The following is a 20447-nucleotide window of genomic DNA, read 5'->3' on the forward strand; positions in this document are numbered from 1 at the left end:
CGGGGGACCATGCGATGAACATTCTTCTCCTGGGCGGCGGCGGGCGCGAGCACGCGCTGGCATGGGCGATCGCGCAGAACCCCAAATGCGAGCGGCTCTTCGCAGCGCCGGGCAATGCCGGCATCGCGGAAGTGGCCACCTGCGTGGCGCTCGACGTGGAAGACGGCGCGGCCGTCGCCGCCTTCGCGCAGGAAAACGACATCGGCTTCGTGGTGATCGGCCCCGAGGCGCCGCTGGCGGCGGGCGTCGCCGACACCCTGCGCGCGGCGGGCATCCTGACCTTCGGCCCCTCGCAGGCGGCGGCCCGGCTCGAGGCGTCCAAGGCCTTCACCAAGGAGATCTGCGACGCCTGCGGCGCCCCCACCGCGGCCTGGGCCCGCTTCAGCGATGCCGACAAGGCCGAGGCGTATATCCGCGAAAAGGGCGCGCCCATCGTGATCAAGGCCGACGGGCTGGCCGCCGGAAAGGGCGTGGTGGTGGCCGAGGACCTGGTCACCGCGATCAATGCCACCCGCGAGATCCTGGGCGGGCTGCACGGCAGCGCCGGCGCCGAGGTGGTGATCGAGGAATTCATGCGCGGCGAGGAGGCGTCCTTCTTCGTGCTGACCGATGGCGAGAACGTGCTGCCGATCGGCACCGCACAGGACCACAAGCGCGCCCGTGACGGCGACCAGGGGCCGAACACCGGCGGCATGGGCGCCTATTCGCCCGCCCCGATCCTGACCCCGGAGGTGCAGGAAAAGGCGCTCGGGCAGATCATCCGCCCCACCCTGGCCGAGATGGCCCGCCGCGGCACCCCGTTCCAGGGCGTGCTTTACGCCGGGCTGATGATCGAGAACGGCCAGCCCCGGCTGGTGGAATACAATGTCCGCTTCGGCGATCCGGAATGCCAGGTGCTGATGATGCGGCTGGGGGCGCAGGCGCTCGACGCGTTGCTGGCCTGTGCCCGCGGCGATCTGGCCTCCACCCGGATGAACTGGGCCGAGGATCACGCGATCACCGTGGTGCTTGCCGCGCGCGGCTATCCCGGCGGCTACGAGAAGGGGACAGAGATCCGCGGGCTCGACAGTCTCGGGTCGGACCCGCTGCTGCGGGTGTTCCACGCCGGAACGAAGCTGAAGGACGGGCGCATCGTGGCCAATGGCGGGCGGGTTCTGAACGTCACCGCCCGGGGCGCCACCCTGCGCGAGGCGCGCGACCGCGCCTATGCGGCGATCCCCCGGATCGACTGGTCGGATGCGATGTACCGCACCGATATCGGCTGGCGCGCGCTGAAGGACTAGGCCCTCAGCCCAGCGCCTTGCCGAGTCGCGGCAGGTTCGCCCGTTTCAGAATGCCGCGCAGGGGCTGCGGCTGGCCGGACAGGGTCTCGGCCCGCGCCCGTGCCGCCTGGGCGATCCGCGCGACGGGGATCTCGCCCGCGTCATGCAACTCCAGCAACACGCTGTCGGGGCTGCGCAGCATCAGCCCGTGACGCGCAAGGGTGCGACCCGGAAAATCGCGCAGGTTCAGGGTCACGATCGCCTCGGCCCCGCCATGGATCGCGGCCGCCAGCACATGGATGTCGTTCGGATCGGGCAGCGAAAGGGCGGGGTCGTCGGGGGCCTCGATGCTGGCGTCGGGAAAACGGGTACGCAGGAGCGCGATCTCGGCCCGTGCCCGCGGCCCGTCGGCAAGCGCGCTGCGCTCGGCCGCACGCGCCCATTCCTCGAGGATGCGATCCGACCACAGCGGCGTGAAACCGCCCGCGGCGGCCGTCTCGATCAGGATATCCCGCAGCACCGTGGGGTAGAGCACGCAGGCGTCGAGCAGCAGCCTCATCCGTCCAGCCGCAGGAACAGCGCCTTGAGATAAGCGCTTTCGGCAAGGAACGGATGGACCGGATGATCCGGCCCCGCCTCTCCGGTGTGCAGGATCTGCGCGCTGCGCCCGGCCTTGCCCACGCCGCGCAGCGATGCGCCGCGAAAGGCCGCCAGATCGGCCGCGTGCGAGCAGGAACACAGCACCAGGAAGCCGCCCGGCTCGACCAGCCGCGACGCCAGGCGCGCCACCCGCTCATAGGCGCGCAGCCCGGCATCGAGCGCGGGCTTGGCCGGGGCGAAGGCGGGCGGGTCGCAGACCACGAGGCCGAAGCTTTCGCCCTCCGCCTCCAGCGCGGCCATGGTGTCGAAGGCATCGCCGCGGCGGGTCGCGAAACGGTCGGAAACGCCCGAGCGTGCCGCGCCTTCCTCGGCCAGTGCCAGCGCCGGGGCCGATGCATCGACCGCCAGCGCCGAGGTGGCGCCCCCCGCAAGCGCGGCCAGCGCGAAGCCGCCAACATGGGAGAACACGTCCAGCACCCGCCGCCCACGGCCCAGGCGGGCGGCAAAGGCGTGGTTCGGGCGCTGGTCGAAGAACAGCCCGGTCTTCTGCCCGCCCAGGATGTCGGCGCGGTAGACAGCCCCGTTCATCGGCACGTCGATCACGCCGTCGATCTGGCCCGCCAGCGGCCCGGAGACATCGTCGAGCCCCTCGAGCCCGCGCGCGCGGCCCGCGGCGTTCTTGTGGACGGTCGTCACGCCCGGCAGCGCCAGAAGTGCGGCAACGAAGCCCGGCAGCATCCGCTCGGCCCAGGCGGCGTTGGGCTGGATCACGCAGACCGCGCCGAAGCGGTCGATCACCACACCGGGCAGGCCGTCTGCCTCGGCATGGACCAGCCGGTAGAAGGGCGCGTCGAACAGCGCCTCGCGAAGGGCTGCGGCACGCGCGATCCGCGCCGCGATCCAGGCATCGTCGATCCGCGCGGACAGGTCCGGATCGAGCATCCGGAACCCGATCCTGGATCCTGCGTTGAAGGCGCCCTGCCCCAGCGCGTTGCGCTCGGCATCCTCGAGCACGACGATGCTGCCCGCGGGCACGGCCCGGCTGCGCCGGTCCAGCACAAGCGTGTCGGTAAAGGCCCAGGGCGCGCCGAAGCGCAGCGGCTGGGCGTTCTTGTTGGGGCGCAGGCGAATCCGCGGAAGATCAGGCTCTGTCATGGCGCCTCTCTAGCCGGGCGGCTGGCATAAAAAAAGGCTGTCCCCGAGGGGACAGCCCAGTCCAGGGAGGAAACTGGAAAATTCTCAGATATGCGCCTTGCGGGGCTGCTTCGCGAACAGCGCGGCAAGGCGGGCGCGGATCGCGGCACCGAAGGCGGCAAAGGCTTCGGCGCGCATGGCGTGGGCCCGGCGTTCGATCTCGGCGATCTCTTCGGGGGTCGGGTAGTGGAACTGTTCGGTCATCATCTCTGTGCTCCTGGTCTGGTCCCTGCGGCCCGTATCGAGGGGTCGCTGACCGTTGAGGCAGAGATAGGCGCAGCCGGCGCATATTGCAGCGCACAAATAATCACTTCCGCTATGCGCCTAGCGCATGACTGCGGGAAGGGGGCCAGTTTTCACGGGTCGCAGGTTCAGGTGCTTCAGGTAGCGCCGCTCAAGCGCGCGGAACACCATGACGAAGCCGAAGGTAAGCAGCATGTAAAGGGCCGCGGCCGTCAGGAACCCCTCGTAGGCGACGTAGAACTTGGCGTTCAGCGTGCGGCCCGCGCCCAGGATATCCTGGATCGTGATGATGCTCGCGACGACCGAGCCATGCAGCATGAACACGACCTCGTTACCATATTGCGGCAGCGCGCGGCGCAGCGCCGAGGGGATCAGCACCAGCCAGGTCACCTGCCGCTCGCTCAGGCCCAGGGCGCGCGCGGCTTCCAGTTCGCCCTCGGGGGTGGTCTCGACCGCGCCGCGGATGATCTCGGTCGCGTAGGCGCCCGAGTTCAGCGCGAAGGTGACGAGCGCACACCACCAGGCGCTGCGCAGATAGGGCCAGAGAAAGCTGTCGCGCACCGCCTCGAACTGCGAAAGGCCGTAATAGATCAGGTAGAGTTGCACCAGCAGCGGCGTGCCGCGGAACAGGTAGACATAAGCGTTGATCGCCGGCGACAGGTAGCGCACCCGCCGGGCCCGCGCGATCCCGCAGGGCAGCGCGATGGCAAAGCCGATGGCCAGCGCGAGAAGCGTCAGGACCAGCGTGGTCCAGACGCCCTGGGCGAAAAGCTGCCAGTTCTCGGCGATCAGGCCCAGGTTCATCCTGCCCGCCCCATCAGCGCGTAGCGGCGCTCCAGTCGCTCGAAGGTGGTGGTCGAGACCCAGGTGATGGCCAGGTACACCAGCAGCACGAAGGCGAAGAAGACGAAGGGCTCGCGCACCGACTTGCCCGCGTCATTGGCAAGCCCGACCAGATCGCCCAGCCCGATCACCGACACGACGGCGGTGGACTTGACCAGCACCTGCCAGACATTCGCATAGCCCGGCAGCGCGAAGCGGATCATCTGCGGCAGGGTCACAAGGCGCAGGATCTGCGCAGGTCTGAGGCCCAGCGCGCGCGCAGCCTCGGCCTGGCCGGGCGGCACGGTCAGATAGGCGCCGCGAAACGTCTCGGTCAGGTAGGCGCCGTAGATGAAACCGATGGCCAGCACGCCCGACAGGAAGGGCGACAACTCGATGTAGTCGAGGCCGAGGCGTCCTCCGATGTCGTTCAGCAGGCGCTGGCCGCCGAAATAGATGAGCAGGATCAGCACCAGATCCGGCACGCCGCGCACCAAGGTCGTGTAGGCGGTGACGCCGCCGCGGGCGATCCGCCCGCCCCCCATCCGCCCGGCCGCGGCGATCCCGCCCAGAAGGGTCGCCAGCGCGAGCGACAGCAGTGCCAGCGATATCGTCACCAGCGCACCGCGCAGCAGAAGCGGGATATAGGGCAGGAGCTGATCCATGAGCCGGGGTCCGGGCCGCGCCGGGCAGGCACGGCCCGATGCGGTATCAGCCGCTGTAAACGTCGAAGTCGAAGTACTTCTCGTTGATCTCCTGGTATTCGCCCGAGGCGCGCAGCGACCGGATCGCGGCCGAGAAGGCGTCGCGCAGGTCGGTATCCTGCTGGCGCACGCCGATGCCGGCGCCGCTGCCGTGGTACTTCTCGATCGCGAAGCTCGGCCCGAAGAAGGCGAATCCCTCGCCCGCCTCGGTGTTGATGAAACCATCCAGCGTGGCGATGCTGTCGGCCATGATCGCGTCGATGCGCCCGGCGACCAGGTCGAGATACGCCTCGTCCTGCGAGCCGTAGAGCGCCAGTTCCAGGTCAGGATACTCGCCTTCCATGAAGGCCTGGTGGATCGTGCCGCGCTGCACACCGACGATCTTGCCGTCCAGATCGCCCTCGGTCATGCCCTCGGCGCCCACGAAGCGGGCCGGGGTCTGGTAGTATTTCTCCGAGAAATCAATGACCTGCTTGCGCTCTTCGGTAATCGACATCGAGGCGATGATGGCATCGCACTTGCGCTCGAGCAGGGCGGGGATGATGCCGTCCCAGTCGGTCTTCACCAGCTCGCAGCTGCGACCCATCTCCTCGCACAGGGCGTTCGCCATGTCGATGTCGAAGCCTTCGACGGCGCCGGTCTCGGTGGTGTAGGAAAACGGCGGATAGGCACCTTCGACGCAGATGCGCAGATCCTGCGCCATAACGGCCGATGACATGCCGGCAAGCGCCACGAGGGTCGTCAGGGTGGTCTTCATGTATCCAATCTCCCGTTCGGATGATCCCGCACTTTTAGACGGCACCGCCTTTCGGTCAAGCATGGCGTCGGCGCGGATTCCCCTGCCAGACGGCGTATGGCACGCGTATGGCAGGCGTATGGCACTTTGCCTGCCCGCAGGGCAGCACGACATCTTTCGGTGGCCACGGGCTGCGAATCGGTCTTGCGGCCCGCGGCGACGGAAAGATCGCAGAACCGGAATATCCGGCCGGAACGCCCCTTGGCGGGCCTGTCGGGCCCGGGCGCCGCAAGGCCCGGCGCCGGCGCAGCCACCGCCCCGGATCCCACGGCGAAAGAAGGACAATTCCGCACTCCCGGGGTCCGCGTCCCGACTCGCGGCGCGGTTCTTCGCGCAAACAGTGCGTTTGTTAACCATTTCCTCAGTAAACCCACGGTAAGCGTCAGTTTTGGTGTATAATGGCGCTCGTAACGAGTGCAGCCTTCTGTTCGAGGGAAAGTAGCGATGAGCAGCATGGAGCGTGTGGTCGAGGATCTCGGCCGCATCTACGGTCGGTCGAAGGATTTCGTGGGCGAGTTCCTTTACGCGCCCTTCGGGATCGAAAGCACCGACGCGGTGAACGCCGCGACGCTGTATGTGGCGCTGGCGGTCCTGGCCATGGTGACGTGGCGGCTGGCCAGCCCCGCGCCGCGCCGGCGCAGCGGCCGGGCCCGGAGCAAGTTCGACGTAAGCCGGAACATCTGAGCCCCGCGCCACGGCCCGGCAGCACCGCGCCCGCCCCGACAGGCGGGCGCGACAGCCCCCTCTCGCGAGAAAGTCATCGGCGTGCATTCCCGTAGCCGGGGGGTGCGCGGATTTCCGCGTTGCAGCCGGCGCTGGCGCTGCGCTAGGGGTTCGGGGATGTGGACGCGGGGGCAGGCATGATCTTCTGGGCGGTCGCGGCGGGGCTGGGTCTGGCCACCGCCATGGTGCTTCTGCGCGCTGCCCTGCGCGCGCCGCAGGACGCCCGGGATGCGCGCAGCCTGCAGGTCTATCGCGACCAGCTGTCCGAGATCGACGGCGATCTTGCCCGTGGCGTGCTGACCGACGGCGAGGCGGCGGCGCTGCGCACCGAGATCTCGCGCCGGCTTCTGGCCGCCGCCGACAGTGCCGGGGATGTCGCGCGCACCGCGCCCTCGGGCCCGACCGGGGCGATGCTGGCGCTGGTGGCGGTCGTGGTTCTGGGCGGGGGCGCGGCGCTCTATCTGGCGATCGGCAGCGCGGGCGCGCCCGACATGCCGCTCGCCCAGCGGCTCGCGCAGAACGCCGCCGAATACGCGATGCGCCCCGGCCAGGCCGAGGCAGAGGCGATGATCGCCGAACAGGGCCAGACGCCGCGGCCGCGCGCCGATGTCGACCCCCAGCAACTCCAGCTTCTCGACCAGCTCAAGGCGGTGCTCGCCCAGCGCCCCGACGACCTGCGCGGACACGAGCTTCTGGCGCAGAACATGGCGCGGCTGGGCAACTGGACCGAGGCGGCGGCGGCCCAGGCCGAGGTGCTGCGCATCAAGGGCGCCGAGGCGACCGGCAGCGACCACGCCGCACGGGCCGAGTACATGATCCTTTCGGTGAACGGCTATGTCTCGCCGGAAGCCGAGGCCGCGCTGCGGCAGGCCCTGACCCTGGACCCGCGCGAGCCGCGGGGGCGCTATTACAGCGGCCTCAGCGCCGCCCAGGCCGGCCGCTTCGACCTGGCCTATGACATCTGGGTTCGCCTGCTGAACGAAAGCCGCCCCGAGGCGCCCTGGGTCTCCGCCATCGCCAGCCAGATCCGCGACGTGGCGCTGGCCGCGGGCCGCCCGGTGCCCGACATCCCCGGCGCCGCCACCGGCCCCACGGCCGAGGACATGGCGGGGGCCGCGGACATGGCCCCGGAAGAGCGCGCGCAGATGATCCGCAGCATGGTCGCGGGCCTGTCGGACCGGCTTGCGACCGAGGGCGGGCCGGCCGAGGACTGGGCGCGGCTGATCCGCGCCTATGGCGTGCTGGGCGAGACGGCGCAGGCCAGCCGCATCTGGACCGAGGCGCAGCAGGTCTTCGCCGATGCCCCCGCCGAGCTGTCGATCATCCGCCAGGCCGCGCGCGACGCCGAGGTGGCGCAATGATCACGGGCGATGCGGCGGAATTCCGGGCGGCGATCCCCCGGGACGCGCCGATCCTGGGGCTCGACCTGGGGGAAAAGACCATCGGCGTGGCGATCTCGGACCGCAGGCTGGGGATCGCGACGCCGCTGCTGACGATCCGGCGCCGCAAGTTCACCCAGGACGCCACAGCCCTCGAGGCGATCATGGCCGAACGGGGCGCGGCCGGGCTGGTGCTGGGCCTGCCGCTCAACATGGACGGCTCGGAAGGGCCGCGCGCGCAGTCCACCCGCGCCTTCGCGCGCAACCTGATGGCCCGCCGGCCGGTGCCGGTGATCCTGTGGGACGAGCGGCTGACCACCGTCGCGGCGGAACGCGCGCTGCTGGAGGCCGACGCCTCGCGAAGGCGGCGGGCCGAGGTGATCGACCATGTGGCCGCCGGGCTGATCCTGCAGGGCTTTCTCGACCGGCTGGCGCATCTGGCACGCGAGGGCGAGGCATGAGCGACGACATCTGGCGCCGCCCCGAGATCGAAAGCCCCTGCGTGAAGATCTGCGTGATCCACCCCGACACGCGGCTCTGCGTCGGCTGCCGCCGGACGGGCGACGAGATCGCCGCCTGGTCGCGGCTGACGCCCGAGGAACGCCGCGCGATCATGGCCGACCTTCCCTCCCGCCCCGAGGGGCCGGGCCGCCGCGGCGGAAGCAGGGCCCGCCGGCAGGGCTGATCCCCCCGCCTTCCACTTTCTTCAAATATCCCCGCCGGAGGCATCCGGCGACAGCCATCAGGCGGCGCGGTCCTGCATCGCGCCCAGCGCCGCCTCCACCAGTTCCGGTCCCGCCGTCTTCAGGTGTTGCCCGTCCGAGATCACCCGCCGCCAGGCGCGCGCGCCCGGCCGCCCGGCAAAGGCGCCCAGCATGTGGCGGGTGACGCGGTGGATCGGCGTGCCGCGGGCGCGTTCCGCCTCGATCACCGGCAGCATGGCGCGCACGGCGTCCTCGGCGGTGACGTCCGGGCGGCTGTCGCCGAAGATGCGCCGGTCGGCGGGCCCCAGGATGTCGGCGGGCTGGTGATAGGCCGCGCGCCCGATCATCACCCCGTCGAGCCCCGCCGCCAGGCGCGCCTGCGCCGCGTCGAGGCTGGTGATCCCGCCATTGATCGACAGGTGCAGCTGCGGGAAGCGGTCCTTCATCGCATGGACGAGCGGGTAGTCGAGGGGCGGGATCTCGCGGTTCTGCTTGGGGTCGAGCCCCTCGAGCCAGGCCTTGCGGGCATGGATGGCGACGCGCCGGACGCCCGCGCGGGCGATGGCCGCAAGGAAGTCGGGCAGCACGATGTGGGGGTCCTGCTCGTCCACGCCGATGCGGCACTTGACGGTGATCTCCACGCCTTCGGCCGCCTCGATCATGGCCGCGACGATGCGCGCGACCAGGTCCGGCTCGCGCATGAGGACGGCGCCGAAACAGCCCGACTGCACCCGGTCCGAGGGGCAGCCGACGTTGAGGTTGATCTCGCAGAAGCCGCGGTCGCGGGCGATGCGCACCGCGGCGGCCAGTTCGCCCGGGTCCGACCCGCCCAGTTGCAGCGCCAGCGGGTATTCGCGCGGGTCATGGTCCAGCAACCACTCCGCCCCGCCCCGCACCAGCGCCGCTGCCGTGACCATCTCCGTATAGAGCAGCGCATGGCGGCTGAACTGGCGGTGGAACAACCGGCAATACCGGTCGGTCCAGTCCATCATCGGGGCCACGGACAATCTGGCGTTCTGGTTCATCTGCATTCTTGCATCTTCAAACTGTTGGCGGCGGATGCGGCTCGCGCCGGGATACGCCCCGATATCCCCGAATTTGCCCCACCACCACGTCTGATTGCACGGACGGGGCATGCAGGAAAACGGCCTTCCATCGACCCGCGCGGCCCTGCCCTGCGCGATACCGGTCCGGAACGGACGAAGGGGCGGCGCATGCGCGCGTTCCTTTCCCGCCTGGGGACCATGAGCGATCTCATCGGCCTTCCTATAGCCGATATGTGCGGGACAGGGAAACCGCCCCCGACACGCTCAGGCGCGATCGGCCCGGGCGGCAAAGCATCCGCGCGTGGCGAAATGCAGATGCGCATAGGCCACGTCGGGGTTCCGGAACGCCAGATCGAGCGCCTGCGCCAGATCCCTGCCATCCACCACGTCCGCGTCGATCATCATGTCGCCGGCATCGAAGAGCCGCAGGGAAATGAGCCGGATCAGCAGCATCCGGGGGATTTCGCCTTCCCCAAGAGACGCGCTCGACGCGCCCTTCCTGACATAGATGGCGTGGCTTGCCCGATAGGGCGTGGGGGCGGGCTGATGCTCGTGGTTCAGCAGGAAGACGGTTTCCCCCACCTCGGCATCCACAAGGCTGATCCGGCACGGCGCGCCAGGCTTGGAGGCGACCGTCAGCCTGTGGATGTTCCGGCGCCGAAGCGCGTCGTCGGACATCGAGAAGATCCCTGCGAAGGGGCCTGCATCAAGGGACCGGATCCGGAACGTCATGGCAATTCTCCGTTCTGCGTGAGCCCCGGGAATACCGCTTCACGGCGGGACGTGACGACCCGGATCCTGCGCTTTCGGCCTGCCTGGCACGACCGGATCGGACGCCCCCACGGGGCGCTTCCGGTGCGCTTGGGGGATGCCCGCGTGGCCGCAGTTCATTCGCGGGGCAGGCCCGGTTCCTGCCGTTCACGCATCTGGACGCGCCGGATCGAGGGGCGGGCGGCGCAACGGCCGACCCAATCCACAAGGACCGGGTTGTCCGGCAGCATTTCCGGGAACCACAGGAAGGGGCTGCTGCACAGGATGTCGGCCGCGCTGAACCGATCGCCCAGCAGGTAGGGGCCATGTTCCAGCGCCCCTGTCAGGCGCAGGATCATGGCGTCGAAATCGCGCAGCGTCGCCGTCAGCGCCGGGTGGGAAAGCTGCGCCCAGTGCAGGATGATCACCGGCTCCATCACGCCCTGGTAGTAGAAGAGCCAGGAGAGATAGGCGCCGCGCCCCGCCTCGCCGTGCCGGGGGCCGAGCCGCGCCTTCGGGTGGCTGTCGGTGAGGTGGAGCATGATGGCGCCGCGCTCGTGGATGCGTTCGTCACCGTCGACCAGGTAGGGCACCTTGCCGTCGGGGTGGGGATTGCGCGGATCGGGTCCGCCGGTTCCGTCCTGACGCGGGATGGTGACTTCGCATATGTCGATATCCGCGCCGAGTTCGTCGATCAGGGCAAGCACGGAAGACGAGCGGCTGCGGGGGGCGTGGTAGAGGGTGGCCATGGGTTTCTCCTTTCGGTTCCGATGTCGACAGCGTAGCCTTTCCATGCTGACAGAAAGAGGCAGCAAGGCTGATGGCGCGACCTGACAGGCTGATGCGGCTGATGACGGCTTTCAGGCGGCTGCCCGCCCCCGTCACGGGCCAGCGTCTGGCGGAAGAGACCGGCGTCTCGCTTCGCCAGCTTTATCGCGACATCGCCACGCTGCGCGCCGGCGGTGCGCTGATCGACGGAGAGGCGGGCGTGGGCTACACGCTGACCGAGGATCCGGCCCTGCCACCGCAAAGCTTCTCGAGGATCGAGATCGAGGCGCTGATGCTCGCGCTTTCGGGGCTGGAGCAGATCGGGGACCAGACGCTTGCACAGGCTGGCCGTGACGCGGCGGCCCGCATCATCGCGACGCTGCCCGACAGGCAGGCGCGCCAGGCGATGCACACGGTGATGCGCAGCTGGCGGCCCGCGGACAAGCGTCCGCCGATCGCGGTGGACATGGACCTGCTGCGCGCCGCCTGCTGGGAGGAATTCAGCCTGCACATCCGCTACCGCGACCTGCAGGACCGCCCGAGCGATCGCGAGATCTGGCCGCTGGGCCTGTCCTACGGGGCCGATGCGCTGATACTGCTGGGGTTCTGCCGGTTGCGGGGGGATTACCGGACCTTCCATGTCCCGCGGATCGTCTCGGCCGCGCCGGGCGCGTCCTTTCGGCCGCAACGCGTCGCGCTTCTGCGGGCCTATATCAGGCAGCGCCGCTGGCGGCCGGATGGATGAGGCGCCGGGCGATCCTGCGCCCGCCGCCCTGCCCGCACGCGTGGAAATCGATCATCCGCCCGACACCGGCACAGGCGCGAAGCCACTGCGGGTGACGCGGGCGACCGGAACCGCCCAGCGGGCCGATCACGTTCCGGCAGCGCGCGCCACGAAGTCCCCGAAGGCGCGGTCGCCGCTTGTCGAGAAGGTCACGATCCGCGTGGCCTGATCGCTGGTCGCCCAGCCGAGATCCCTGATCTTCTGGAATACAGCCCGGCCGAGGCTGCCGGAAAGGTGCGAGCGACGTTCGCTCCAGTCGAGGCATTCCCGGCACAGGGGCGCGCGGCCGCGCGACAGCGCGTCGACATCTATCCCGAACCCGCGCATCAGCGATTTGCCCGCCTCGCTCAGGACCGGCGTCCGGTCGGTCACGAGAACATGCCCACCGCCGATCAGGGCCTCGTAGAGAGCTGTTCCCATCTCTCCCGCAAGGTGGTTGTAGCAAACGCGAGCGCGCCGCAGGGCAAGGTTGCGCGGCCCGGGACGGCTGCGCAGATGCCCGGACCGGGCCGCAAGGCCCATCAACCCCTCAAGCACCCGGGCGACCTCTTCGTTCTTCAGGGCAAAGTACCTGTGCCTGCCCTGTTTGCGCAGCGCCAGCAATCCGCCCTGTTGAAGCCTGACCAGATGCGCGCTTGCGGTCTGGGGCGTCACGCCCGCCTCGGCCGCCAGTTCCCCCGCCGTCAGGGCCGACCCCGTCATCAGGGCCGACAGCATGTTGGCCCGCGCCGGATCCCCGATCAGGGCGGCCAGCCTTGCTATGTCGGGTCCGTCCTTCATGGCAGCCCCTCCATCATTCGGCCTTGAGCGAAACATTCCCACCACATACCGCGCTATACCATGTCCGTCAAAGAAGGAACCGCACCATGCTGACCTGCATCATCCGCTACCAGATCGACCCGACCCGGAAGTCACGGTTCGAGGAATACGCCCGCAACTGGGGCCAGGCGATCCCGCGCTGCGGCGCCGACCTGATCGGCTACTACGCGCCGCACGAGGGGTCATCGACCCTGGCCTATGGCATCTACAACATCGAGAGCCTGGCCGCCTATGAAGCCTATCGCGCCCGGCTTGCCGCAGACCCCCTGGGCCGGGAGAATTACGAGCTTGCGATGCGCGAGAAATTCCTGCTGCGCGAGGACCGGACATGGCTGAAGCTTGCCTCCGGTCCGCATGGAGATGGCAGATGATCGCCGTCATCTTCGAGGTGGAGCCCGCCGAGGGGCGCAAGCAGGACTACCTGGACATCGCGGCCGCCATGCGCCCGCTGGTGGATCAGGTGGAGGGGTTCATCTCGGTCGAGCGGTTCCAGAGCCTGACCAACCCGGGCAAGATCCTGTCGCTTTCCTTCTTCGAGGACGAGGCGGCGATCGAGCGCTGGCGTGCGCTGGCCGCCCACCGCAATGCCCAGGCGAGCGGCCGGTCGCACATCTTTCGCGACTACCGCCTGCGGATCGCGGCCGTGGTGCGGGACTACGGCATGTTCGAGCGCGCCGAGGCACCGGAGGACAGCAGGAAGGCGCATGACCGGCGCGAAGGATAGCGGCCCCGGGAACGGACCCCCGCGGCAGTCGGGCGGGGCCGCCGCGCAGGCGTGCCCCCGCCCGGCGCGATCTGGCGGGCGGGCGGTGCGGGGACAGGGGCTGGATAGACATACCGTCCAGTTGGTATGTTATGGTCATGCCCAAACCGACCAGACAGAACCCGGAACGCGGAACGGCACGGACAAGACTTCTGGAGGCCGCCCGCGACGTCATCCGAAGCCGCGGCTTTGCGGCCACGACGATCGACGACCTGTGCACGGCGGCGGGCGTGACCAAGGGCGCCTTCTTCCATCATTTCGACAGCAAGGAGGCGCTTGGCGTCGCCGCGGCGGTCCACTGGGCGGAAACGACAGCGGCGTTCTTCGCGGCGGCCCCCTATCACGACCACGAGGATCCGCTGGACCGGGTGCTCGGATATGTCGACTTCCGCAAGCAGATCATCGCGGGCGACCTGGCGGAATTCACCTGCCTCGTGGGCACCATGACGCAGGAGGTGTATGGCTCACATCCGGCGATCCGGGACGCCTGCGCGGCCAGCATCTTCGGCCACGCCGCCACGCTGGAGCCGGACATCGAGGCGGCCATGCGGGCACGGGGGATCGCGGCGGACTGGACGGCGGCCAGCCTGGCCGCGCACACGCAGGCCGTGCTTCAGGGGGCATTCATCCTGGCCAAGGCCACGGGCGACAGCGCCATCGCCCGCGACAGCGTCGATCATCTGGGACGCTACATCGAGATGCTTTTCGCGACCGGCGGCGGACGCGAGGTGCTAGAATGAACGCCCGGGACCGGGGGAAGGATGTTCCACATCCCCGGCCTCTGCCGCCGGCCCCGAATGCGGGCCGGCCTTTCCGAAGCCGTCGCAGTCACAAGAAACCGGACCGTCGAGCACACCACGCATCCCACCCGAACGGAGATGACCGACATGGAACCGACGCTTTATCTTTTCTTCCGGGGCAACTGCCTCGAGGCGATGAGCCACTATGCCGAAACGCTCGGCGGAGAGATCACCGGGGTGTTCCGGAACGGCGATGCGCCCGATCCCGAAAGCCGCATGCCCGGCGGCGATGACATGATCATGAACATGCACATGAAGCTGGGCAACGCAGCGATCATGGCCTCGGACAACACCGACGAGATGTACGACAAGCCGCGCGGCTTCCGCATATCGATCGCGCCGACGTCGCGCGCCGAGTTCGACCGCATCTACGACGCGCTGGCCGGCGACGCCGAGAGCGTGGAGATGGCGCCCGACAAGACCTTCTGGGCAGAGCGTTTCGCGATGTTCACCGACCGCTACGGCACGCCCTGGATGCTGAACTACGAGGGCGCGCAGGCTTCCGCCTGACGTGCAGGTCGTGATGCGCGCCTTCGATGCGCCGATGACGACCGGAAGGGGCCTCGCGGCGAGAGAAGCCGCGGCAAACGGGAGCTGATCCCGGGAAAGGGAGGAACGGATGTCGTATGTAGACGGTTTCGTGCTGGCGGTCCCGACCGCGAACAGGGAAAAGTTCGTCGCACATGCAAGTCTGGCGGACAGCGTGTTCATCGAGCTGGGCGCCACGCGGGTGCTGGAATGCTGGGGCGACGATGTGCATGCCGGCAAGATCACCGATTTCCGCAAGGCGGTTCGGGCCGCCGAGGACGAGACGGTGGTGTTCTCGTGGATCGAGTGGCCCGACAAGGCCACGCGCGATGCGGCGATGGCCAGGATGACCGCATGGATGGACGGGTCCGAGGACGCCGACCCGCGGATGGATCCCGAAAGGAACCCGATGCCCTTCGATGGCAAGCGGCTGATCTTCGGCGGGTTCGCGCCGGTCGTCGAGGTGACGGATCCGGCGCAATCGAGGGAGGGCTGAGCATGCCGAACAGGATCACCCTGCATCGCGTCATCGCCGCCGGGCCGCAAAAGGTCTATCGCGCCTTTGTCGAACCCGATGCGGTGGCAAGCTGGCTGCCGCCCTTCGGCTTCACCTGCACGGTGCACGAGCTGGACGCGCGGGAAGGCGGCAGACACCGCATGTCGTTTCGCAACTTCACCACCGGCGACAGCCATTCCTTCGGCGGCACCTATCTCGAACTCGTGCCGGGGGAGCGGATTGTCTACACCGATGCGTTCGACGATCCGAACCTGCCCGGAGAGATGCGGGTCACGGTCACGCTGAAGGCGGTTTCGGTCGGCACCGAGATGACCGTTCTCCAGGAGAACGTGCCGGACGTGATCCCGCCGGAGGCGTGCTACCTGGGCTGGCAGGAAAGCCTGCGGAAGCTGGCCCGGCTGGTCGAACCGGACATCGCCGGTTAGGCGCGCGGGCCGGGGGCCGCGGTCCCCGGCCCGGCTGATGCGGCACCATGGCGTTGCCCGGTCCGGCCGGAACGTCGGGGCGAAGCGATGGCCGGCGGACCGGCCCTGGGCGGGTCGCGTCGCGAAATCCCGGATCCGGGGCGCCAGCGCGAAGGCGAGATCAACGCCGTCCTTCAGCGCAGCGCCGGCCGACGGGCCCGGGATACCGTCATCCTCCGGCATCCCCGGAACACGGGTTCGCGGCACGGCGCCCCGGCAAGGCCCGTGCCGCGCGGCCATGTCTGCTGGCAACGGGGACCGGTCCGGGCGCCCGCTGACGCCTTGCGTCAGGCGTTGCCCGCAAGCCGCGTGACCATCCGTTCCAGAACCCCCACGGCCGCCGCGATGTCGCGGGCCGAGGCATGTTCGTCGGGGCGATGGCTGACACCGCCGCGGCAGCGCACGAACAGCATCGACACCGGGCAGAGATCGGCCATGGCCGATGCGTCGTGCGTCGCGCCGGAAGGGATGGTCAAGGGCGCGATGCCGCAGTCCCGGATCGCCGCTTCCAGTGCCGCGGTCAGGCCGGGATCGCAGTCCGTCGCGCGCTGGTCATAGGTGCGCAGGGCCGACATGTCGCAGGCGTCCCGGGCAATGGAGTCGCGCATCAGGCGCAGGATCTGCGTCTCGAACTCCGCGCGGGCCGCGTCGGTTTCCGACCGGATCTCGAGCGTGAAACGCACCTCGGCCGGGATCGCGTTGACGGCGCCGGGTCCGACCGAGATCGTTCCGACCGTGGCACGGACCGGGGCCGCCGATGCCGCGTCGCTGACAAGCGCTATGGCCCGCCCCGCCGCCACCAGCGCGTCCTGCCGGCCGGCCATGGGCACGGTGCCGGCATGCCCGGTCGCGCCGCGGACGGTCACGTCGAAGCGGGATATCCCGCAGATCGCGCTGACTGCCGCAACGGGCAGGTCCTGTGTCTCGAGCACCGGGCCCTGTTCGATATGCGCCTCGAGGTACCCGACGACGCCGGCCGGATCGAGCGCGATCCCGAGCGTGCGGTCGACATCGACGCCGAAAGCCGCCATCGCGTCGCGCATGGTCACGCCCCCCGCGTCGGTCATCCCGAGCGCGCCCGGATCGAGCGTGCCGGCCAGCGCCCGCGGGCCGACCAGGGCGGTGGGAAAGCGCACCCCCTCCTCGTCGGCGAAGGCGAGTACCCTCAGCGCGAAGGGGAAAGCGGCGATCCGGTCGCGCAGCGCCTCGGCCACCAGGCAGCCCACGGCGATCCCCATGATGCCGTCGAACCGCCCGCCCGACGGCACGCTGTCCTGATGCGAGCCGATCAGCAGCCAGGGCTTGCCATCGGGGTTCGGGCTGGCGCCCACCAGCGTGCCGGCGGCATCGAGCGATACGTCCAGCCCGGCATCCTGCATCCAGTCGGTGATCTGCCCGAGCGCCGCGCGATGTTCCGCGGTCCAGGGCAGGCGGGTGACGCCTGTCGTGGTTGCCGACGCCGCGGCGATCGCCTGAAGCCGCGCGCGGACCTTGTCTGCGTGGGTCATATTGTCCTTGTATTTATCATGATAAATAGGTTTCCTGTGTCGCGGACCACCGCCCGCCGAGGAGATCGAGACACCCCGCATGGCCGAGAACCCGCCGCAAGATCCGGGCGCCCGCTCCCGCCGCTCCCGACCGCTTCATGTCGCCGATGCCATCAAGGACTGGGTCGTGGAACGCGGCCTTCAGCCGGGCGACCGGCTTCCCGGCGAGGCCGAGCTGATCGACCGCTTCGGCATGGCGAAGGGCACGATCCGCGAGGCGATGCGCCTGTTGCAGGCCCAGGGCCTGATCGAGACCAAGACGGGGCCGGGCGGCGGCAGCTTCGTGGGCGAGGTGACGCGCGAGCGGGCGAGCGCGCTTCTGGGGAACTATTTCTATTTCCGGCACGTCACCATCGACGACATCTACCAGGTCAGGATCGCCCTGGAGCCGCTGCTTGCCGGCAGCCTTGCCGGGCGGCTGTCCGATGCGCAGCTTGGCGAGCTGGAGGCGATCATGGAAGCCTATGCCGAGCCGGCCGCCGATGCCGAGGAGGAACGCCGCCAGCATGTCGCCTCGCTTCGGTTTCACGCAAGGCTGTCGGATTTCGGCGGCAACGCGCTTCTGGGTTTCTTCATCGGCTTCATGGCGCAGATCCTGACCGATCTGACCGTCTACAAGCGGCTTTACACGACGCCGAACCACGACCTGTGGGAGAAGGGTCGCCAGCATCAGATCGACCTGATCGCAGCCCTTCGCAGCGGCGACAGCGCGCGGGCGAAGGCGGTGATGCGAAGCCATATGGAGATGGCCCGGGATCTGATGGAGGCGCAGCAGGCCGAGGTGCTGAAGCGGTTCATCGCGGAATAGTCACGTCTGGAAGGGGGCCGCGCGATGCGGATCCCGCAAGGTCGGAACATGCGCGGCCCAGCGCGCGTAATCCCCGGTCGTGGCGCGCCGGTGAAGCGCCTTCAGCGCCGCGAGCGGCGTTTCGGACCAGTCGATCCTGAGGGTCAGCGGCGGCCGGTCCCGGCCGATGACAAGCAGTGCCGCCGACAGCAGCCCCCGCGCATCGCCGCCGGCGGAGGCCGCGGCGTCGAGCGCCCGCAGCAGACGCTCGTCCAGCGTGCCGTCGGCGGCCATGAACCCCTCGAGGCACGCGTCCAGCACGCGTTCGGATGCAAGCAGGTTGCCCGTCACCACGACATGGGGCGCGAAACGGGCGCCGGCCGTGGCGATGCTGTTCGCCCCGGTAAAGGCGCCGGTCCCGCCGCTTGGATCCAGCGCGGAGAGTTGCCGTTCGTCCCGCCCGGCATCCGCCTCGACGATGCGCCGGACGGCGCTGTCGGCGGGTTCGCCGCCGCGTATCAGGGCCAGGACATCGTTGCCCCACATCGTGCTGGGCAGAGACCCCTGCGAGGCGGACAGCCCCGATTCGGGGTCGCCCCGCAGGACCCAGCCCCCGACACACAGGCTTCCGGTGGTTGCAGCCGCGCCGTAAGTGCCGGTTTTTTCGTCAAAAGCCAGTATCGAAATCGTCATCGCGGTCTCCAAGCGGGGTCAGGCTTGAATTTATCATGAAAATTTGGCCTCATGCAATTTATCATGATAAATTGAGCGAGACACAGCAGGGAAAGGATCACGAAATGTCGCTTCTTCACGTCACCCGCCGGGGCCTGATGGCCGCCGGCACGGCGCTTGCCCTGAGCTGGGGCGCGGCTGGCGGCGCCCAGGCCCAGACCCCGCCCGGCGTCCTGATCGTGGGCCAGATCGCAGAGCCCAAGGCGCTCGATCCCGCCGCCGTCACCGCGGTCAACGACTTCCGCATCCTGATGAACGTCTATGACGGCCTGGTGCGCTACAAGGACGGCACGCTGGAGGTGGAGCCAGCCCTCGCGACCGCCTGGGAGATCAGCGAGGACGGCACCGAATACACCTTCACGCTGCGCGAGGGCGTGAAGTTCCATGACGGGTCGGACTTCAACGCCGAAGCGGTGAAGTTCAACTTCGAGCGGATGCTGAACGAGGATCACCCCTACCACGACACCGGCCCGTTCCCGCTGGCCTTCTTCTTCTCGGCCGTGCAGTCGGTCGAGGCGGTGGATGACCTGACGGTGAAGTTCACGCTGGACGCGCCCTATGCGCCGTTCCTGTCGAACCTCGCCTATCCCACGGGGCTGATCGTCTCTCCGGCCGCGGTGGCGGAGCATGGCGCGGATTTCGGTCGCAATCCTTCGGGCACGGGGGCCTTTACCTTTGCCGAATGGCGCTCGAACGAGGCCGTGGTGATCGAGGCCAATCCCGATTACTGGGACGGCGCACCCGAACTTCAGGCGGTCGTGTTCCGCCCGATCACCGATGCCAACACCCGCACCGCCGAGATGCTGGCGGGCGGCATCGACCTGATGGTCGAGGTGCCGCCGGTGGCGCTGTCGGAATTCCGGGGCGACGCCTATACGGTGCACGAACAGGCCGGCCCGCATGTCTGGTTCCTGATCCTGAACACCAAGGAAGGCCCCTTCGCCGACAAGCGGGTGCGGCAGGCGGCCAACTACGCCGTCAACAAGGAGGCGCTGGTCAACGAGGTGCTGGAGGGCACCGCCGAGGTGGCCGCCGGTCCGACCCCGCCCGCCTTTGCCTGGGCCTACAATCCCGACCTGGAGCCTTATCCCCATAATCCGGAAAAGGCGCGCGAACTGATCGCCGAGGCCGGGGCCGAGGGGGCCGAACTGACCTTCTACGTCACCGAGGGCGGCTCGGGGATGCTCGATCCGGTCGCGATGGGCACCGCGATCCAGGCCGACCTGGAGGCGGTGGGCTTCGACGTGACCATCGAGACCTATGAGTGGAACACCTTCCTTGGCGAGGTGAACCCGGGTCTTGAGGGCAAGGCCGACATGGCCGAGATGGCCTGGATGACGAACGACCCCGACACCCTGCCCTTCCTTGCGCTGCGCACGGCGGCATGGCCGGACCAGGGCGGCTTCAACTCGGGCTATTATTCGAACCCGCGGGTGGACGAGCTGCTGGAGGCGGCCCGCGTCGCCACCGACCAGGACGAGCGCGCGCGGCTCTACCGCGAGATGCAGGCGATCGTGCAGGAAGACGCGCCCTGGGTCTTCGTCGCCAACTGGAAGCAGAACGCGGTGACGAGCGACCGGGTCGAGAACTTCTCGCTTCAGCCGTCCTTCTTCCTGCTGCTCGACGAGGTGGTGAAGAACTGAGCCCACGCGTCCCGGACCCGATCCGGGACCGCTCCCGGGGCCCGCCACGAGGCCCCGGGTCAAGCCCGGGGC

General features: G+C 69.1%; 26 protein-coding genes. 14 read left to right on the forward strand and 12 right to left on the reverse strand.

The window, feature by feature from the left end:
• The first annotated feature begins 14 nt into the window (after positions 1-14).
• Positions 15-1283 carry a phosphoribosylamine--glycine ligase gene (gene purD, locus HMH01_RS11275; RefSeq protein ID WP_171325592.1) on the forward strand — a complete coding sequence of 423 codons (1269 nt, stop codon included), beginning with the start codon at positions 15-17 and terminating at the stop codon, positions 1281-1283.
• Between the two features lie 4 nt (positions 1284-1287).
• Here purD and HMH01_RS11280 read toward each other — a convergent pair whose 3' ends face one another.
• The 6 genes from HMH01_RS11280 to HMH01_RS11305 all read right to left on the reverse strand — a co-directional run bounded on the left by HMH01_RS11280 (position 1288) and on the right by HMH01_RS11305 (position 5582).
• Positions 1288-1821 (reverse strand): RSP_2648 family PIN domain-containing protein, encoded by a 534-nt coding sequence (locus tag HMH01_RS11280; RefSeq protein WP_171325594.1) that lies wholly within the window; start codon positions 1819-1821, stop codon positions 1288-1290.
• Complete coding sequence (locus tag HMH01_RS11285) at positions 1818-3017, reverse strand: RSP_2647 family RNA methyltransferase (RefSeq protein WP_171325597.1); 1200 nt, start codon at positions 3015-3017, stop codon at positions 1818-1820. Before HMH01_RS11285 ends, HMH01_RS11280 begins: the two co-directional genes overlap by 4 nt.
• 84 nt (positions 3018-3101) lie before the next feature.
• Positions 3102-3263, reverse strand: coding sequence for an RSP_7527 family protein (locus HMH01_RS11290; RefSeq protein ID WP_171325599.1), 162 nt, complete (start codon positions 3261-3263; stop codon positions 3102-3104).
• 117 nt (positions 3264-3380) lie between these two features.
• Positions 3381-4103 (reverse strand): ABC transporter permease, encoded by a 723-nt coding sequence (locus HMH01_RS11295; protein WP_171325601.1) that lies wholly within the window; start codon positions 4101-4103, stop codon positions 3381-3383.
• The gene (locus HMH01_RS11300; RefSeq protein ID WP_171325603.1) at positions 4100-4786 is read right to left on the reverse strand and encodes an ABC transporter permease; all 687 of its coding nucleotides are present in this window, start codon (positions 4784-4786) and stop codon (positions 4100-4102) included. The genes HMH01_RS11295 and HMH01_RS11300 overlap by 4 nt, the downstream gene beginning before the upstream one ends.
• Before the next feature lie 46 nt (positions 4787-4832).
• On the reverse strand, positions 4833-5582 hold the full coding sequence (locus HMH01_RS11305) for a transporter substrate-binding domain-containing protein (protein ID WP_171325605.1): 750 nt from the start codon (positions 5580-5582) through the stop codon (positions 4833-4835).
• A 483-nt stretch (positions 5583-6065) separates the two neighbouring features.
• On the opposite strand from HMH01_RS11305, the gene HMH01_RS11310 reads away from it, so the two are divergent.
• The 4 genes from HMH01_RS11310 to HMH01_RS11325 all read left to right on the forward strand — a co-directional run bounded on the left by HMH01_RS11310 (position 6066) and on the right by HMH01_RS11325 (position 8408).
• Positions 6066-6305, forward strand: coding sequence for a hypothetical protein (locus HMH01_RS11310; protein WP_171325607.1), 240 nt, complete (start codon positions 6066-6068; stop codon positions 6303-6305).
• 176 nt (positions 6306-6481) lie between these two features.
• The gene (gene ccmI / locus HMH01_RS11315) at positions 6482-7705 is read left to right on the forward strand and encodes a c-type cytochrome biogenesis protein CcmI (RefSeq protein ID WP_171325609.1); all 1224 of its coding nucleotides are present in this window, start codon (positions 6482-6484) and stop codon (positions 7703-7705) included.
• Positions 7702-8184 carry a Holliday junction resolvase RuvX gene (gene ruvX, locus HMH01_RS11320; RefSeq protein ID WP_171325611.1) on the forward strand — a complete coding sequence of 161 codons (483 nt, stop codon included), beginning with the start codon at positions 7702-7704 and terminating at the stop codon, positions 8182-8184. Before ccmI ends, ruvX begins: the two co-directional genes overlap by 4 nt.
• Positions 8181-8408 (forward strand): DUF1289 domain-containing protein, encoded by a 228-nt coding sequence (locus tag HMH01_RS11325; RefSeq protein WP_171325613.1) that lies wholly within the window; start codon positions 8181-8183, stop codon positions 8406-8408. Before ruvX ends, HMH01_RS11325 begins: the two co-directional genes overlap by 4 nt.
• Before the next feature lie 57 nt (positions 8409-8465).
• Here the strand turns inward: HMH01_RS11325 and dusA are convergent, their stop codons facing one another.
• The 3 genes from dusA to HMH01_RS11340 all read right to left on the reverse strand — a co-directional run bounded on the left by dusA (position 8466) and on the right by HMH01_RS11340 (position 10972).
• Complete coding sequence (gene dusA, locus HMH01_RS11330) at positions 8466-9419, reverse strand: tRNA dihydrouridine(20/20a) synthase DusA (protein WP_246237422.1); 954 nt, start codon at positions 9417-9419, stop codon at positions 8466-8468.
• Between the two features lie 318 nt (positions 9420-9737).
• The gene (locus HMH01_RS11335) at positions 9738-10205 is read right to left on the reverse strand and encodes a DUF1203 domain-containing protein (protein ID WP_171325617.1); all 468 of its coding nucleotides are present in this window, start codon (positions 10203-10205) and stop codon (positions 9738-9740) included.
• Positions 10206-10360: 155 nt separating this feature from the next.
• The gene (locus HMH01_RS11340; protein WP_171325619.1) at positions 10361-10972 is read right to left on the reverse strand and encodes a glutathione S-transferase family protein; all 612 of its coding nucleotides are present in this window, start codon (positions 10970-10972) and stop codon (positions 10361-10363) included.
• Between the two features lie 71 nt (positions 10973-11043).
• Between HMH01_RS11340 and HMH01_RS11345 the strand changes: the two genes are divergently transcribed.
• The gene (locus HMH01_RS11345) at positions 11044-11736 is read left to right on the forward strand and encodes a helix-turn-helix transcriptional regulator (RefSeq protein ID WP_171325621.1); all 693 of its coding nucleotides are present in this window, start codon (positions 11044-11046) and stop codon (positions 11734-11736) included.
• 126 nt (positions 11737-11862) lie between these two features.
• Here HMH01_RS11345 and HMH01_RS11350 read toward each other — a convergent pair whose 3' ends face one another.
• Positions 11863-12555, reverse strand: coding sequence for an ArsR/SmtB family transcription factor (locus tag HMH01_RS11350; protein WP_171325623.1), 693 nt, complete (start codon positions 12553-12555; stop codon positions 11863-11865).
• An 86-nt stretch (positions 12556-12641) separates the two neighbouring features.
• Here HMH01_RS11350 and HMH01_RS11355 point away from each other — a divergent pair, with 86 nt between their 5' ends.
• The 6 genes from HMH01_RS11355 to HMH01_RS11380 all read left to right on the forward strand — a co-directional run bounded on the left by HMH01_RS11355 (position 12642) and on the right by HMH01_RS11380 (position 15627).
• Positions 12642-12965, forward strand: coding sequence for an NIPSNAP family protein (locus tag HMH01_RS11355; RefSeq protein WP_171325625.1), 324 nt, complete (start codon positions 12642-12644; stop codon positions 12963-12965).
• On the forward strand, positions 12962-13318 hold the full coding sequence (locus tag HMH01_RS11360; protein ID WP_171325627.1) for an antibiotic biosynthesis monooxygenase family protein: 357 nt from the start codon (positions 12962-12964) through the stop codon (positions 13316-13318). Before HMH01_RS11355 ends, HMH01_RS11360 begins: the two co-directional genes overlap by 4 nt.
• 137 nt (positions 13319-13455) lie before the next feature.
• A complete protein-coding gene (locus tag HMH01_RS11365; RefSeq protein WP_171325629.1) occupies positions 13456-14097 on the forward strand; it encodes a TetR/AcrR family transcriptional regulator in 642 nt (213 codons plus the stop codon).
• Positions 14098-14244: 147 nt separating this feature from the next.
• Complete coding sequence (locus HMH01_RS11370) at positions 14245-14667, forward strand: VOC family protein (RefSeq protein WP_171325631.1); 423 nt, start codon at positions 14245-14247, stop codon at positions 14665-14667.
• A 109-nt stretch (positions 14668-14776) separates the two neighbouring features.
• Complete coding sequence (locus tag HMH01_RS11375; protein WP_171325633.1) at positions 14777-15181, forward strand: DUF1428 domain-containing protein; 405 nt, start codon at positions 14777-14779, stop codon at positions 15179-15181.
• A gap of 2 nt (positions 15182-15183) precedes the next feature.
• A complete protein-coding gene (locus tag HMH01_RS11380; RefSeq protein ID WP_171325635.1) occupies positions 15184-15627 on the forward strand; it encodes an SRPBCC family protein in 444 nt (147 codons plus the stop codon).
• Between the two features lie 326 nt (positions 15628-15953).
• Here the strand turns inward: HMH01_RS11380 and HMH01_RS11385 are convergent, their stop codons facing one another.
• The gene (locus HMH01_RS11385) at positions 15954-17174 is read right to left on the reverse strand and encodes a M20 family metallo-hydrolase (RefSeq protein ID WP_171325637.1); all 1221 of its coding nucleotides are present in this window, start codon (positions 17172-17174) and stop codon (positions 15954-15956) included.
• Between the two features lie 79 nt (positions 17175-17253).
• On the opposite strand from HMH01_RS11385, the gene HMH01_RS11390 reads away from it, so the two are divergent.
• Positions 17254-18021 carry a FadR/GntR family transcriptional regulator gene (locus tag HMH01_RS11390; protein ID WP_171325639.1) on the forward strand — a complete coding sequence of 256 codons (768 nt, stop codon included), beginning with the start codon at positions 17254-17256 and terminating at the stop codon, positions 18019-18021.
• Here HMH01_RS11390 and HMH01_RS11395 read toward each other — a convergent pair whose 3' ends face one another.
• Complete coding sequence (locus tag HMH01_RS11395; protein ID WP_171325641.1) at positions 18022-18693, reverse strand: DUF1028 domain-containing protein; 672 nt, start codon at positions 18691-18693, stop codon at positions 18022-18024. It abuts the gene before it with no gap.
• A gap of 104 nt (positions 18694-18797) precedes the next feature.
• Here HMH01_RS11395 and HMH01_RS11400 point away from each other — a divergent pair, with 104 nt between their 5' ends.
• On the forward strand, positions 18798-20375 hold the full coding sequence (locus tag HMH01_RS11400) for an ABC transporter substrate-binding protein (RefSeq protein WP_171325643.1): 1578 nt from the start codon (positions 18798-18800) through the stop codon (positions 20373-20375).
• The last annotated feature ends 72 nt before the right edge of the window (positions 20376-20447 follow it).

Origin of the sequence: Halovulum dunhuangense, from assembly GCF_013093415.1 — a bacterium.
Classification (GTDB): Bacteria; Pseudomonadota; Alphaproteobacteria; order Rhodobacterales; family Rhodobacteraceae; genus Halovulum; species Halovulum dunhuangense.

What these genes read in the sequence shown, in the direction of transcription:
- HMH01_RS11390 (WP_171325639.1), top strand. Translation starts at nt 17,254, where the DNA reads ATGGCCGAGAACCCGCCGCAAGATCCGGGCGCCCGCTCCCGCCGCTCC.
- HMH01_RS11345 (WP_171325621.1), top strand. Translation starts at nt 11,044, where the DNA reads ATGGCGCGACCTGACAGGCTGATGCGGCTGATGACGGCTTTCAGGCGG.
- HMH01_RS11375 (WP_171325633.1), top strand. Translation starts at nt 14,777, where the DNA reads ATGTCGTATGTAGACGGTTTCGTGCTGGCGGTCCCGACCGCGAACAGG.
- HMH01_RS11335 (WP_171325617.1), bottom strand. Translation starts at nt 10,205, where the DNA reads ATGACGTTCCGGATCCGGTCCCTTGATGCAGGCCCCTTCGCAGGGATC.
- HMH01_RS11385 (WP_171325637.1), bottom strand. Translation starts at nt 17,174, where the DNA reads ATGACCCACGCAGACAAGGTCCGCGCGCGGCTTCAGGCGATCGCCGCG.
- HMH01_RS11360 (WP_171325627.1), top strand. Translation starts at nt 12,962, where the DNA reads ATGATCGCCGTCATCTTCGAGGTGGAGCCCGCCGAGGGGCGCAAGCAG.
- HMH01_RS11285 (WP_171325597.1), bottom strand. Translation starts at nt 3,017, where the DNA reads ATGACAGAGCCTGATCTTCCGCGGATTCGCCTGCGCCCCAACAAGAAC.
- HMH01_RS11305 (WP_171325605.1), bottom strand. Translation starts at nt 5,582, where the DNA reads ATGAAGACCACCCTGACGACCCTCGTGGCGCTTGCCGGCATGTCATCG.
- HMH01_RS11380 (WP_171325635.1), top strand. Translation starts at nt 15,184, where the DNA reads ATGCCGAACAGGATCACCCTGCATCGCGTCATCGCCGCCGGGCCGCAA.
- HMH01_RS11280 (WP_171325594.1), bottom strand. Translation starts at nt 1,821, where the DNA reads ATGAGGCTGCTGCTCGACGCCTGCGTGCTCTACCCCACGGTGCTGCGG.
- HMH01_RS11295 (WP_171325601.1), bottom strand. Translation starts at nt 4,103, where the DNA reads ATGAACCTGGGCCTGATCGCCGAGAACTGGCAGCTTTTCGCCCAGGGC.
- HMH01_RS11370 (WP_171325631.1), top strand. Translation starts at nt 14,245, where the DNA reads ATGGAACCGACGCTTTATCTTTTCTTCCGGGGCAACTGCCTCGAGGCG.
- HMH01_RS11355 (WP_171325625.1), top strand. Translation starts at nt 12,642, where the DNA reads ATGCTGACCTGCATCATCCGCTACCAGATCGACCCGACCCGGAAGTCA.
- HMH01_RS11300 (WP_171325603.1), bottom strand. Translation starts at nt 4,786, where the DNA reads ATGGATCAGCTCCTGCCCTATATCCCGCTTCTGCTGCGCGGTGCGCTG.
- HMH01_RS11350 (WP_171325623.1), bottom strand. Translation starts at nt 12,555, where the DNA reads ATGAAGGACGGACCCGACATAGCAAGGCTGGCCGCCCTGATCGGGGAT.
- HMH01_RS11340 (WP_171325619.1), bottom strand. Translation starts at nt 10,972, where the DNA reads ATGGCCACCCTCTACCACGCCCCCCGCAGCCGCTCGTCTTCCGTGCTT.
- HMH01_RS11400 (WP_171325643.1), top strand. Translation starts at nt 18,798, where the DNA reads ATGTCGCTTCTTCACGTCACCCGCCGGGGCCTGATGGCCGCCGGCACG.
- purD (WP_171325592.1), top strand. Translation starts at nt 15, where the DNA reads ATGAACATTCTTCTCCTGGGCGGCGGCGGGCGCGAGCACGCGCTGGCA.
- HMH01_RS11290 (WP_171325599.1), bottom strand. Translation starts at nt 3,263, where the DNA reads ATGATGACCGAACAGTTCCACTACCCGACCCCCGAAGAGATCGCCGAG.
- ccmI (WP_171325609.1), top strand. Translation starts at nt 6,482, where the DNA reads ATGATCTTCTGGGCGGTCGCGGCGGGGCTGGGTCTGGCCACCGCCATG.
- HMH01_RS11365 (WP_171325629.1), top strand. Translation starts at nt 13,456, where the DNA reads ATGCCCAAACCGACCAGACAGAACCCGGAACGCGGAACGGCACGGACA.
- HMH01_RS11325 (WP_171325613.1), top strand. Translation starts at nt 8,181, where the DNA reads ATGAGCGACGACATCTGGCGCCGCCCCGAGATCGAAAGCCCCTGCGTG.
- HMH01_RS11310 (WP_171325607.1), top strand. Translation starts at nt 6,066, where the DNA reads ATGAGCAGCATGGAGCGTGTGGTCGAGGATCTCGGCCGCATCTACGGT.
- dusA (WP_246237422.1), bottom strand. Translation starts at nt 9,419, where the DNA reads ATGATGGACTGGACCGACCGGTATTGCCGGTTGTTCCACCGCCAGTTC.
- HMH01_RS11395 (WP_171325641.1), bottom strand. Translation starts at nt 18,693, where the DNA reads ATGACGATTTCGATACTGGCTTTTGACGAAAAAACCGGCACTTACGGC.
- ruvX (WP_171325611.1), top strand. Translation starts at nt 7,702, where the DNA reads ATGATCACGGGCGATGCGGCGGAATTCCGGGCGGCGATCCCCCGGGAC.